An 11,399-nucleotide genomic window follows, 5' to 3' on the forward strand; every position below is an offset into this window, starting at 1 on the left:
ACGACCGATCACTCGTAATACGTCGGCGCCGCCAGTTCGACCGTCTCGGTCGCCAGCGTCTCGAACGTCGCCTCGCTCGCGACCAGGTCGATGTCGATTCCTGCCGCGGCTGCGGTCTCGCGGGTCGGCTCGCCGATGACGCCGACCGTGGCGTTCGAGAGTCCCTCGAGCGCCGCGTCTCTCACTCCCCGCTCGTCTGCGGCCTCGAGCCAGTTGGTGACCGTCAGCGAGGAGGTGAAACAGGCCACGTCGAGGTCCCCCGCGGCGGCGAGTTCCGTGGAGTCGCCGCTCCCGTCGGGCCGGACGAGTCGGTAGAGGACGGTCTCGTGGACGTAGGCCCCGGCGGCCTCGAGCCCCTCGAGCAGGACCGAACTCCCGTGGTCGCTCCGGGCGACCTCGACGCGAGCACCGTCGACGTGGTCCTCGAGGGCGGCCACGAGGCCGCTCGAGGTGTACTCCTCGGGGACGATGTCGGGGTCGTATCCCTGTTCGCGGAGGGCGTCGGCGGTCTTCGGACCGACCGCACAGAGGGTAGCCTCGCCGGGGTTCCAGCGATCCGTCCGCCCGTCCACGTCCACGCTGGCGTCGGCGTCGGGGTAGGCGCCAGCGACGAGTTCGGCTCCCGTCTTGCTCGTCAAGATCGCGTAGTCAGCGTCTTCGCGCGGACTCGCGCCGGTCGGCTCGACGGCCAGCATCGGGTCGGGAACGGGCGTCGTGCCGAGGGACTCGAGCAACTCGACGGCGTCTTCAAGGCGATCGTCGTCGGGGCGAAAGACGGCGACGGTGAGATCCCGCACGGGTCAGTTCCCCTCGTTCTCGATCCGGTCGTCGGCCCGCTCTCGCTCGTTCGCCAGGAACTCGAGCACCCGTTCGCGCGTTCCCGCCACGTCGCCGATAACCGTCACCGCGGGCGGTTCGATGCCGGCCTCGTCGCGAACGTCGACGATGGTCTCGAGGGTTCCCGTCGCGACCCGCTGGCCGGGCCAGGTGCCGCGCTCGACGAGGGCGACGGGCGTCTCGGGAGCTAGCCCGGCCTCGAGCAGGGCCGCGGTGTAGTCGGGGAGGCGGCCGACGCCCATCAGGACCACGATGGTCCCGCCCGTGGCAGCCAGTGCCTCCCAGTCGACGGCCGACTCGGGTTTCGTGGGGTCCTCGTGGCCCGTGACGAACGACACCGAGGAGGCGTGATCGCGGTGGGTGACCGGGATGCCGGCCACGGCGGGCGCGGCGACCGCCGACGTGACCGCGGGGACGACCTCAAACGGAATTTCGTGCTCGGCGAGGTACTCCGCTTCCTCGCCACCCCGCCCGAAGACGAACGGGTCGCCACCCTTGAGGCGGGCGACGTCCGTGCCCTCCCGGGCCAGCGCGACCAGCCGTTCGTTGATCTCCGCTTGGGATGTGCGCTCGCCGCCGGCGCGCTTGCCGACGTCCTCGGCGTCGTCGGGGAGCGACTCGAGGATCTCGGGGCCCGGCAACTTGTCGTGGAGGACGACGTCGCAGGTCTCGAGCAGCCGTTTCGCTTTCACGGTGAGCAGGTCGGGATCGCCCGGCCCGCTGCCGATGAGGTAGACGGTGCCGACGTCGGCCTCAGCCTCAGTCATCGCGGCCCTCTTCGGTCTGGACGTCCGCCGCGCCCGCTTCGTTCTCTTCGTCTTCTGTGTCTCGAGCGCCCTCGATCAACTCGGCGGCGCCGCGTTCGGCCAGGTCGCGGGCAAACTGTCGGGCGGCCTCGGCGTGGCGTTCCACCGGTAGGTCGCGGCTGCCGGTCACCGATTCCTGGCCGTCCCGGTCGAACACCTGCACGTTCGCGTGGACGTACTCCCCCTGCAGGATGGCGTAGATGCCCACCGGGGCGATACACCCGCCGCCGAGTTCCGCGAGGATCGTCCGCTCGACGGTCGTCTCGACGCGGGTCCGGGGATGGTCGAGAACCTCGTTGAGTTCGCCGGCAGTCTCGCCGTCGACGGCTGTCACCGCGAGCGCGCCCTGGCCGGGGGCAGGGACGAACCTCTGGGGGGAGAGTCGCCGATACTCGACGTACTCGTTCAATCCGCTGCGCTCGAGGCCAGCCTCGGCGAGGACGAGCGCGTCGTACGCGACGTCGACGTCGCGCTCGAGGGCGCGTTGCTCGAGGTCGCTCAGGGTGGCGTGCCAGTCGTCGACGGTGGTGATCCCGTCGTCAGCGTCTTCGGCGTCGCCGTCGCTGCCGTCTGCGTTCCCGTCGCTGTCGTCGTAGGTCGGTTTGTAGCTCTCGCCACCGTTATTCGCGTTCCCCCGCCGCTCTGCGTCCGCCTCTCGTCGTTCCTCGCGCTCGGCTCGGAGCGCGGGCGCCAGCACCTTCTCGAGGCGGGTGTCGACGTTGCCGCGGATCGGTTCGATCTCGAGGTCCGGGCGCTCCGAGAGGAGCTGGGCCCGTCGGCGCAAGCTCGAGGTTCCCACAACAGCACCATGGGGGAGGTCTTCGAGGCTCGCTCCGTCGGGGGTCACTAGCACGTCGCCAGGTCGAGCGCGTTCCGGCACCGCCGCGGTGACGAGGTCGCCGGGCTGTTCGGTCGGCATGTCCTTCATCGAGTGGACCGCGCCGTCGGCGCTCCCCTCCAGGACGTGGTCGTCGAGTTCGCGAACGAACGCGCCGGTTTTCCCCAGTCGATGGATCAACTCGTCTCGTAGCTGGTCGCCCGTGGTTTCGACGGTCTCGAACGCGACGTCGTAGCGGCGGTTCTCGAGGGCCTCACCCACGAGGTCCGCCTGACGCCGGGCGAGGGTGGAGCCTCGCGTCGCCAGTGTGACCGTCCCCTTGGTTCGCATATCCATGAGTCCGAGCCTCGAGTATGAAAAGCGCACGCTCTCGAGTTGGGTGACGTAGAAAGGAATGCACTTAAACGAGGAGGTGGTAGGAGTGGGCGAGCGCGGTTGGTCCAGTGGCAGGACATAAGCTTCCCAAGCTTAGAGCCCGGGTTCAATTCCCGGACCGCGCACTTCTTAATCAGTCCTTCGGGAAGAAGGTAGCTACGAGAGTCTCGAGATCGCGTCAGTTTGTTTCGTGAGTTGTTCCGATGATCGTCGGGATGAGATCCATCATCCTGACTGTTGGATCGCTGAAGAATCAGTTTATTTGTGAGAACGCTCGAAGTGGTTTCATATGGCGACAGTCTACACAAAGGCTGATTGTATCTCATCACTCCAGAAAGCGGCTCAGAAGCTCGAGAAGTCACCCACGCAAGCCGAATATAGAGAACTCAATCTTTCGCCGTGCGTAACCCATATCTGCGATATTGTAGGAGGATGGAATAAAGCGAAGGAAGCGGCAGGTATTGAGACGTACGATCAAGTCGGGGAAGCATACGATCACGTCCCGTACCATCCAGACTCAAGCGGCTACGAGCGGTGGGTGCATACGTACGAGGGAGAGCAATCTGAGGTTAGCGTTCATCGTCTTCTCGCGGTACCTGAGTTCGGATTTGACGCAGTAGTGGACAAGCAAATTCATCACAAAAAGCCGATTCCGTGGCTCAACACTCCCGACAACATCATTGTACTAACCAAACGTCAACACCTTGCGCTGCATATACTCATGGAAGATTTTGAGGTAATGATCGAGTAATTTCTGTGCCAATAAGTGCGTAGCAAGTCGAGACGGTGGATTATGAATACGGCCATAAATAGAGTACTAACTCGAATTCTCAATCCTCTCTCGAGAATGGGCAAACGATGAACGCTATGCGGTGGGCGTCGCCAAATCGAACGCCCGTCCACTTTTCCCGCTCGAGGCGAGCCTATTAGTCGCTCTCGAGCAAACACACGCGCGATGATCGATCTTCGATTCTCGGAGGCGGAACTCGAGGCGCGACGCGACCACGTAGTGCAGTTCGTCCGCGACCAGGTCGAAGCCGCGGGCGTCGACGGCGTCGTCCTCGGGCTCTCCGGTGGGATCGACAGTACGACCGTCGCCTACCTCGCCGTCGAGGCCCTCGGTGCTGAGCGCGTCCACGGTCTCGTGCTCCCTGCCCGCGTCAGCAGCGAGGACAACATGAGCGACGCCGAGCGGGTAGCACGGGACCTCGAGATGAGTTACGACGTGATCGAGGTCGAACCCGTCGTCGAGGCGCTGCTCGCGGCCTACCCCGAAGCCGAGGGCGACCACGTGGCGGTCGGCAATGCCCGCGCTCGCGTCCGGGCGGTGTTCAACTACCTGGTAGCGAACCACGACGGGCGACTGGTGCTGGGGACCGGCAACCGCAGCGAGGCCGCCGTGGGCTACTTCACGAAGTACGGCGACGGCGCGGTCGACTGCCACCCCATCGGCAACCTGTACAAACAGCAGGTTCGTCAGCTCGCCCGCGCCCTGGGCGCTCCAGAGGACCTGGTTACGAAGACGCCGACGGCCGAGCTCTGGGCCGACCAGACCGACGAGGACGAACTCGGTATCGAATACGATACCCTCGACGCGATACTCGTGAGCCACGTCGATGGGCCGCTCTCGGTCGCGGCGACGGCTCGGCGCCTCGAGGTCGATCCCGAAACGGTCGAGATGGTCCGAGGGTTGTACGAGGCCAGCGCGCACAAGCGTCGGGCCCCACCCGCGCCGGAACCGCTCGAGTGATCGGCGTTCGCTGGCCACGTCAGGTGCCGTTTCTAACTCGAGCCGCGAACAATCTGCTACTCGGCAGCGAGAACGATTCTCGTCATCTATCGTGACGTTCACTCGACATTTACTATCTCCCCCCTTGTGAGTTAGTGGCACCTGCAGGCCGCACTGGTATGCAGAAATCCGTGATTCGAACAGATGGTATGCTCGAACTGGCACTGCTGTTCTTCGTGATAGCATTGATCGCCGCCGCCCTCGGGGCAGGCGGTGTAGCAGGCCTGAGCATGACCATCGCCAAGTGGCTGGTCCTGATCTTCCTGGTACTGGCCGTGGCGTCGCTGTTACTGTAGCCCGGGAGCGGTCCCGGGCCGGGCGTCGGCCGCCAGCGGGGTGGTCGGCGCCCTTCGACGCAGCACGCAGCAATCGCCAGCGACCGCTGTTCTCCGTCGAGATAGTGGGCTCGAGAGACGGCTCTCTCGAGCTTCAGCGCGAAGAACGAGTCCCTTAGACGGCGACGACCGCGTTGACGACGTAGGTCGTGATCGCGGCGACGATGGCACCCAGCCAGGACATGAACACGAAGTGGACGAGTCCGCTGAGGATGTGCCCCCGATCGGTGAGCCGAATCATGATGGCAGAGAGCGCGGCGTTGATGAAGATCGTCGTGATCAACAGGTACTCCATCACGACGAGGTTGTACTGGCTCGTGTTGAGCAGATCGCCGACGAGTTGCTGATCCAGGTCCATCTCGGCGGTGATGTCCATCATGATCTCGACGACCTCGAGGCCGATGAAGAAGGCGAAGACGCTCGAGGCGGTGATCCCGTAGAGGACCCCGATGAGCGTGGTCGTCGCCTGTTGGCGCTTCTCGCGCACCTTCAGCACCTGGTTCTGGTTCTTGCTGATGACCTGACCGAGCACCTTCGGGTCGCCGCCCATCTGGCGACCGACGACGTACATGTCGCCGAACTTCTGGATCAGGTACGATCCCGTCTCCGCGGCGAACAGCCGCCACGAGCGGACGTCGTCGATCCGCATGTTCAGCCGCTTGTAGAGCGCGTCGACGTTCTTCGTGAGCGAGCCGAAGTCCTTGTGGCGGAGACTCTCGAGGACGCTCCCGGTCGAGGTCTGTTTGACGCTCTCGACGGCCCCGAGGGCACGGATGAAACTCGGAAACTCGCTGTCGCGGTCCTTGACCTTCTGTTCCTCCTGGCGCATCCGCCACCCGGGGAGCAACAGCGGCGTGACTGGAATCGCCGCCATGATCGGGAGCGGGATCCGATCCGGCGCGAGCGGCGTGAATCCGAGGGCGACGGCGATGACGACGACGGCGAGCAGGAGGCTCGCGCCGACGCCGATCACGAGCGCCTGCGGAATGCGGACGAGCGGCCCCTCGCCGTCGGTCTCCTCGATGTACCAGAGTGGGTCGTACGGCGAGATTGTGTGGACGGCGTAGACGAAACCCGCCTGGACGAACGCGAACATGACGATCGTTCCGGCGATGAGCAGGGTCGGGCTCGTCCCGATCAGGATCGGGAGGATGATGGCGAACACGAGGACGAACGCTACCGAGAGCATCATCGACAGATACAGCTCTTTCATCACGTCGAGTTTGGTCAGGTCGCCCTCGTAGCGGGTGACGAACTGCTGGATAATCGTGTCCTGTTCGTCCATCAGGAAGTCGCTGATCTCCTGACCGCCGCCGACGGTGTACGCCAGTCGCTCGAGAAAGTCCGAGAGCAGGGGGCTCTGGGTCTGTTTCGCCCGGATGCGGCAGGCGTCGTCGAGACTCAGGTTCCAGGTGTCGACCAGCGCGACGAGGTGGCCCATCTCCTCGGCGATGGCCTGGTACTCGTCTTCCTCCGCGAGGATCCGGAACACCTCGACGCGGTTGACGTTGGTCGTCGAAAGGACGGTGATATGAGTCAGGAAGAGGTGAAAGCGCTGGCGAACTTCCTTGCGCCTGCGATCCTGGGCGATCTTCGGGTAGACGACGGCGACGACGACGGCGAACAGCCCGAAGACGACGGCGGGAACCGACACCATGAGCGAGAAGCCGAGCACGAACGGCACGACGACCGATGCGACGAAAATGGCGAACGCCGGGAGAACGACGAGCAGGAGGTACCGCTCGACGGACATCTCCATAGTCTCGTAGGCCGCGTTGATCGAGGCCAGCGCCGAGCGAGTGGAGAGGTCGGGCGGTTGAGTCTGGGTGTCGGTCGCCATGATTTCGGTGATCGTTACGCGAACTGCTCGAGCCCGCGAACCTGGATCGGGAGCCCCTGAACGCCGTCGCGCTGGAAGTCCGTGATGGCCTTGTTGACTTCGTTGTAGCCCAGCACGTCGGCGTCGATGAGCTGGCGGATGATCTCCGCACGACGGTCGAGTTCGTTGTAGATGTCGCGGGTGTCCTGATAGCCGAGCAGGGTCGCAATCTGTTCTTCGAGGACGTACGAGTTGTTCCGCCCGGTGAACGTCACATTGTCGTCCCTGGGATCCCAGCTGAAGGCTTCACGGGTGACGACGCCGCCCTCGTAGTCGGAGTAGCCTTCGATCTCCTGGACCGAGGTGACCCGTCGAAGGATGTCGTCGCCCTGTTTCACCCGGTTCTGGAACAGCGCGACGTCGCAGTTGTCCATGAACGTCTCCGGGACGTTGATCGGGTTCCCGGTGAAACGCTGAATCATCGAGACGATGTCGCTCGCGTGGAACGTCAGGATGACCGGGTGACCAGTCTGGGCGGCCTGGAACGCCATCTGTCCTTCCGCACCACGAACCTCACCGACGATGATGTAGTCGGGGCGGGAACGGAGGGCGGCCGCCACGAGATCGAACATGTCGACGTCAGCGTTGCCGTCGCTCGAGCCCTCCCTGGTGAGGAGCTGCTGCCAGGTACTGTGAGGCGGCACGACCTCGGCGGTGTCCTCCGCGGTGTAGATCTTGGCGTCCCGTGGGATGAACGAGAGCATCGCGTTGAGCGTCGTCGTCTTCCCGGAGGCCGTCTCGCCGACGACGAACACCGTCTGCTCGTTCTCCAGACAGAGCCAGAGGTAGGCCGCGAGTTCGGGGCTGAGCGTTCCCCACTTCGTGATCTGGAGGATGGTGAGCGGAATCTCCTCGCCCTGCCGGATCGTCAGCGATGGTCCTTGCACGGAGACGTCGTCGGAGTAGATGATGTTGATACGCGAGCCGTCGGGCAGGGTGGCGTCGATCACCGGGTCAGAGTCCGAGATAGGGTGATTCATCCGCTCGCCCATATTCCGGAGCCACTGCTCGAACTCCTCGGAGGAACCGAAGTCGACCGTCGCCTCGACCATCCCGTAAGTGCCGTGATCGATGTAACACTGATGGGGACCGATGACGTGGATGTCCTCGTTGGCCGTGTCGACCATCACCGGTTCCAGGGGACCGAGGCCCACGATGTCGCGCTGGAGCTGGTAGCGGATCTTGTCGTACTGCGCCCGGGTGAGACTGATCTTTCCGCCCCCGAAGGCGCGCAGTCGACCGATCGACTGGCCGGTGATTCCCGAGGTCACCTCGGCGACCTCGCCCAGCAGTTCGTCGAGGTGGCCCTCGAACTCCTCGTTGTCGCTCGGGGCGGGCCGGGTGACGCTCTTGTCGAGGATCCGCTGTCTGATCTGGTTGTACAGCGCCTTGTCGGCCTCGTCCAGGATGGGTTCGACGCAGTAGTACGTCTTGTCGATGCCCACGTCACCGTGAACGTGGCAGAAGATTGGTGCCTCCGCCTCGTAGATCACGTTCGGGCGGTGGGACTCCCACTCGCCCGACGGCTCCTCGATGAGCGTCGGGTACTCACCGTACTCCTCGTGGAACCACTCGAGGTGCTCGCGAAGGTGGGGGTACTCAGTCGCCAGTGCCTCGAGTTCGTTCGAGAGTCGCGCGGTGCCGAAGTCCGCCATCTCAGGCCACCGTCCGGCTGACGATCGAGACGCCCCGGCCCTGCTGGACGTTGAACCCGATGGAGTCATCGACCGGGCTCTTCATGTTCTGGAAGCGACGCACCCTGATCTGGCGGCGAATCTCCTGGCCGACTGCGGACGTCTCGATGTCGAAGTAGACGTCCGCGACGTTCCGAAGCGGGCGGAGCGCGTCGTCGTCGACGCTCGTCGGATCGACCGTCAGGACGACCGTCTTGTCCTGGAGCGTGACCTGCCGGAGGAACGTGACCAGTCGCTGGAGGACGTGATCGGTGTCGGCCGGGTCGGCCGCCTCGAAGTTGGGATCGTTTCGCAACAGTGCCGAGAGCGTGTCGACGTAAACCACGTCCGCCCGCCAGAGCGTCTCGGCGTCGGCCAGTCGCGCCAGCAACTGGCGCTTCTTCCCTCTCGAGTGGGTGTCGACGTTCGCGTGCAGGAACAGCAACTGCTCACCGAGCAGGTGATCGACGACGTCGTAGGACAGCGAGTGCATCTGCTGGACGAACTCCCAGGACTCGAGTTCCGTCGAGACGTAGGTGACGTAGGTCCCTTCCTCGGCCATCCCGTAGGAGAAGCGCTGGGAGAGGGCGCTCTTGCCGGCGCCGTCTTCGCCCTCGATGAGCACGACGCTCCCCTCCGGCAGGCCGCCGCCGATGGCGTTGTCCACGCGATCCGTCTCCGTCAATCCGAGTGAGTAGTGATCGGTCATACGTAGAATTCGAACACCTCCCTGTCGCCGCCGACGTCGACGACGACGCGGTGGTCGCCGGGGTCGAGCCCACCGTCGACGGCGACGACGAGTTCGGCGACCTCGCCGCGTCGCCAGGTCGGGCCGTCGGTGAGGACCGACACCTCGAGGCCGTCGCTCTGGACGTAGGTTCCGTCGACGAGGACGTCCAGGCTCGCGCCGTCGGTGGGGAGCGTTCGCTCGCCGGTGTTCTTGACGAGGAGCGTGATCCGTTCCTCGCCCACGGTATCGTTGTAGACGGCGTCGCTTCCGGCGTCGCTGATGATCTCGATATCGGTGTCGATCTCCTGCTTGACGCTGCTGCTCTTGGTGTCGATCGAGTTGCTGAGTTCGTTGACGTTCGCCACGAGCGTGCCCGCGATTCCCGCCGCGACGAGCATCGCGGCGATGAACAGGATCAGGGTCGAGACGGATTCACTGCCCATCGGTCACACCTCCATGAGGATCCGGGCGAGGCCGTGTTCGGTGACGACCTTGACCCGGTTGGGGTAGTTGGTAACGTCCGTGACGGTGAACCGGAGTACCTCGCCGCTGTGAACGCGCTCTCGCGTCGCGTCGCCCTCGACGCTGGTTGCGGCGTCCGTCCGGACGGCGCCGTCGACGAGCAGCGTCGTCTCGGTCACCGAGAGCGTCGTCGTCCCTGTGTTCGTCACGTTCACGCGGAGTTCGTTCGCCCCGTCGTCGTAGGTCGCCTCGAGCGCGACGTCCGAGTTCCGCAGGTCGAGCGCGCGCTCGTCCCGTTCGTCGATCGCGTCGGCCCGTCGCTCGTGGGCGGTCTCGACGGTCGGGTAGACGATGCCGACGGCGACGAGCAGCCCGATGAAGAGGATCGCCACGGCCCCGCTGGTGCTGAATCCCATCCTGTCACCTCTGGGGGGTTACTTCCCGCTTGGTCTCGTGGATTTCCTGGAGTTTCATGATGTACGTGTAGCTGTCGGCGTGGTCCTCGGCGGTGAGTTCGTCGGGCGTCGTCTCCGGATCGACGTGCATGTCGAGGTCCGGCCCGCTGAGGACGCTCTCGAGGTGGTCCTTGACGTCCTCGCTAATCCAGCCGATCTCGCGGTAGTACGAGATGGCCCGCAGTGTGGCGGCCGGGCCGCCGGTCCGTACGAGAGCGGTGAGCCACTCGAAGACGATGATGTCGCTCGCGTACGTGTTCGAGAGTCGCGCGAGCGTGACGTCGCTCGCGTTGGCGTCGTCCTCATCCTCGGCTGCCTCTTCGTCCGCACCATCGACGCTGTCGGTCGCCTGTACCTCGACGTGCGTGTCGTCGACGTCGTCCTCGTCGAACGTGATGGTCTGTCCAGTTTCGTCGGAACTCGCGTCGGCCGCCGCGTCCTCGATCATCCCCTTCAGGTCGTCGAAGGAGACGGATTCCGCTTCAGGGTCGGTACCCATCTCGAGGCCGTCATCGTTTGCGTCGGTCGCCTCCGCCGCCGGTTTTCCGAGACCGAAGCCCTCGGGTTCGTCCTCGTCGTCGAAGACCCCGAACCCGTGGCGCTCCTCGCCGCTCCCCGTAAAGGGGTTCACGTCGTCGGTCAGCCGGTCGTAGATCCCCAGCAACTGGCGAATCGTGTCGTTGACGTCCTCGACCTGACTCGAGACGTGCTGGGTGGAGTCCTGAATCGAGCCCAGCGTGTTGCCCTTCTGCTCGAGGTCGTCCTCGAGGTTCTCGATGCGGTGGTAGAGGTCGTCGACGACCTCGTCCTCGTCCAGGTCGTCGGGGTCGGGACGTTCCTCGCGTTCGAAGGTCGTGGCTTCGGACTGGCCAGTCGCGGCTTCGTCGGGTCCGGGTTCGTCGCCGTCGTGTGCGGCGTCAGTGTCGGCGGCTCCGGCTTCGGCCTCCGCGTTCGCCTGCCGCTCTGCCTCCCGATCCCGCCCTCGTCGGCCCCCGGAGTTCCCGAGGAAGTTCTCGAGCAGCTCGCGGAGGTTTCCGAGACCAAGATTCATCGGATCACCGCGCGTGTGGGGCGTCGCGTGTGGTGGGTGGAAACGGGAGCGGGTTTGGGTGTGAGGGCGAGAGGGAGAGCGAGATTGGAAGCGAAAGCAGAATCCAAAACGGAACCAAAAGCGAAAACGGGACTGCGGCCGGAACCCTGACGACGGCCGAAGGCACCAA

Annotated in this window: 12 protein-coding genes and 1 tRNA gene; 4 read left to right on the plus strand and 9 right to left on the minus strand. The window is 64.7% G+C overall.

Translation table 11 applies throughout. The features are described 5' to 3' along the window. Window positions 1-8 precede the first annotated feature (8 nt). The 3 genes from ACFQO4_RS08895 to hemC are packed head-to-tail and all read right to left on the minus strand — an operon-like array spanning window position 9 to window position 2,811. Window positions 9-797 (minus strand): uroporphyrinogen-III synthase, encoded by a 789-nt coding sequence (locus ACFQO4_RS08895; RefSeq protein WP_500260582.1) that lies wholly within the window; start codon window positions 795-797, stop codon window positions 9-11. Between the two features lie 3 nt (window positions 798-800). Next, a complete protein-coding gene (gene cobA, locus ACFQO4_RS08900; RefSeq protein ID WP_500260583.1) occupies window positions 801-1,604 on the minus strand; it encodes a uroporphyrinogen-III C-methyltransferase in 804 nt (267 codons plus the stop codon). Then, a complete protein-coding gene (gene hemC, locus ACFQO4_RS08905; RefSeq protein WP_500261167.1) occupies window positions 1,597-2,811 on the minus strand; it encodes a hydroxymethylbilane synthase in 1,215 nt (404 codons plus the stop codon). Before hemC ends, cobA begins: the two co-directional genes overlap by 8 nt. 99 nt (window positions 2,812-2,910) lie before the next feature. Between hemC and ACFQO4_RS08910 the strand changes: the two genes are divergently transcribed. The 4 genes from ACFQO4_RS08910 to ACFQO4_RS08925 all read left to right on the plus strand — a co-directional run bounded on the left by ACFQO4_RS08910 (window position 2,911) and on the right by ACFQO4_RS08925 (window position 4,941). Then, window positions 2,911-2,981: transfer RNA gene (locus ACFQO4_RS08910), tRNA-Gly, on the plus strand. A gap of 164 nt (window positions 2,982-3,145) precedes the next feature. Beyond that, window positions 3,146-3,607: a homing endonuclease associated repeat-containing protein gene (locus tag ACFQO4_RS08915; RefSeq protein WP_500260584.1), complete on the plus strand. Its 462-nt coding sequence runs from the start codon at window positions 3,146-3,148 to the stop codon at window positions 3,605-3,607. 204 nt (window positions 3,608-3,811) lie between these two features. Further along, window positions 3,812-4,606: an NAD+ synthase gene (locus tag ACFQO4_RS08920; protein WP_500260585.1), complete on the plus strand. Its 795-nt coding sequence runs from the start codon at window positions 3,812-3,814 to the stop codon at window positions 4,604-4,606. A 188-nt stretch (window positions 4,607-4,794) separates the two neighbouring features. Beyond that, complete coding sequence (locus ACFQO4_RS08925; protein WP_253430255.1) at window positions 4,795-4,941, plus strand: DUF1328 family protein; 147 nt, start codon at window positions 4,795-4,797, stop codon at window positions 4,939-4,941. A gap of 154 nt (window positions 4,942-5,095) precedes the next feature. On the opposite strand, the gene arlJ is transcribed toward ACFQO4_RS08925, so the two are convergent. From arlJ to ACFQO4_RS08955, 6 genes are read right to left on the minus strand one after another with little or no spacing between them, the layout of a single operon-like run. Then, window positions 5,096-6,820: an archaellar assembly protein ArlJ/FlaJ gene (arlJ, locus tag ACFQO4_RS08930; protein ID WP_500260586.1), complete on the minus strand. Its 1,725-nt coding sequence runs from the start codon at window positions 6,818-6,820 to the stop codon at window positions 5,096-5,098. A 14-nt stretch (window positions 6,821-6,834) separates the two neighbouring features. Beyond that, complete coding sequence (flaI, locus tag ACFQO4_RS08935) at window positions 6,835-8,514, minus strand: archaellum flagellar ATPase motor FlaI (RefSeq protein ID WP_500260587.1); 1,680 nt, start codon at window positions 8,512-8,514, stop codon at window positions 6,835-6,837. Window position 8,515: 1 nt separating this feature from the next. Next, entirely contained in the window at window positions 8,516-9,241 is a 726-nt protein-coding gene (gene arlH / locus ACFQO4_RS08940; RefSeq protein ID WP_500260588.1) for an archaellum protein ArlH, read from the minus strand. Next, a complete protein-coding gene (arlG, locus tag ACFQO4_RS08945) occupies window positions 9,238-9,705 on the minus strand; it encodes an archaellum stator protein ArlG (protein ID WP_500260589.1) in 468 nt (155 codons plus the stop codon). The genes arlH and arlG overlap by 4 nt, the downstream gene beginning before the upstream one ends. 3 nt (window positions 9,706-9,708) lie before the next feature. Further along, window positions 9,709-10,140, minus strand: a complete 432-nt coding sequence (gene arlF, locus ACFQO4_RS08950) for an archaellum stator protein ArlF (RefSeq protein ID WP_500260590.1) — start codon at window positions 10,138-10,140, stop codon at window positions 9,709-9,711. Window positions 10,141-10,144: 4 nt separating this feature from the next. Then, window positions 10,145-11,230: a FlaD/FlaE family flagellar protein gene (locus ACFQO4_RS08955; protein ID WP_500260591.1), complete on the minus strand. Its 1,086-nt coding sequence runs from the start codon at window positions 11,228-11,230 to the stop codon at window positions 10,145-10,147. Between the last annotated feature and the right edge of the window lie 169 nt (window positions 11,231-11,399).

The sequence above is a fragment of the Saliphagus sp. GCM10025334 genome (assembly GCF_042663485.1).
Taxonomy (GTDB): Archaea; Halobacteriota; Halobacteria; order Halobacteriales; family Natrialbaceae; genus Natronosalvus.

Excerpts from the sequence above, each read along its gene's own strand:
- arlH (WP_500260588.1), bottom strand. The coding sequence starts at position 9,241 with ATGACCGATCACTACTCACTCGGATTGACGGAGACGGATCGCGTGGAC.
- arlJ (WP_500260586.1), bottom strand. The coding sequence starts at position 6,820 with ATGGCGACCGACACCCAGACTCAACCGCCCGACCTCTCCACTCGCTCG.
- ACFQO4_RS08955 (WP_500260591.1), bottom strand. The coding sequence starts at position 11,230 with ATGAATCTTGGTCTCGGAAACCTCCGCGAGCTGCTCGAGAACTTCCTC.
- ACFQO4_RS08920 (WP_500260585.1), top strand. The coding sequence starts at position 3,812 with ATGATCGATCTTCGATTCTCGGAGGCGGAACTCGAGGCGCGACGCGAC.
- ACFQO4_RS08915 (WP_500260584.1), top strand. The coding sequence starts at position 3,146 with ATGGCGACAGTCTACACAAAGGCTGATTGTATCTCATCACTCCAGAAA.
- hemC (WP_500261167.1), bottom strand. The coding sequence starts at position 2,811 with ATGCGAACCAAGGGGACGGTCACACTGGCGACGCGAGGCTCCACCCTC.
- cobA (WP_500260583.1), bottom strand. The coding sequence starts at position 1,604 with ATGACTGAGGCTGAGGCCGACGTCGGCACCGTCTACCTCATCGGCAGC.
- ACFQO4_RS08925 (WP_253430255.1), top strand. The coding sequence starts at position 4,795 with ATGCTCGAACTGGCACTGCTGTTCTTCGTGATAGCATTGATCGCCGCC.
- flaI (WP_500260587.1), bottom strand. The coding sequence starts at position 8,514 with ATGGCGGACTTCGGCACCGCGCGACTCTCGAACGAACTCGAGGCACTG.
- arlF (WP_500260590.1), bottom strand. The coding sequence starts at position 10,140 with ATGGGATTCAGCACCAGCGGGGCCGTGGCGATCCTCTTCATCGGGCTG.
- arlG (WP_500260589.1), bottom strand. The coding sequence starts at position 9,705 with ATGGGCAGTGAATCCGTCTCGACCCTGATCCTGTTCATCGCCGCGATG.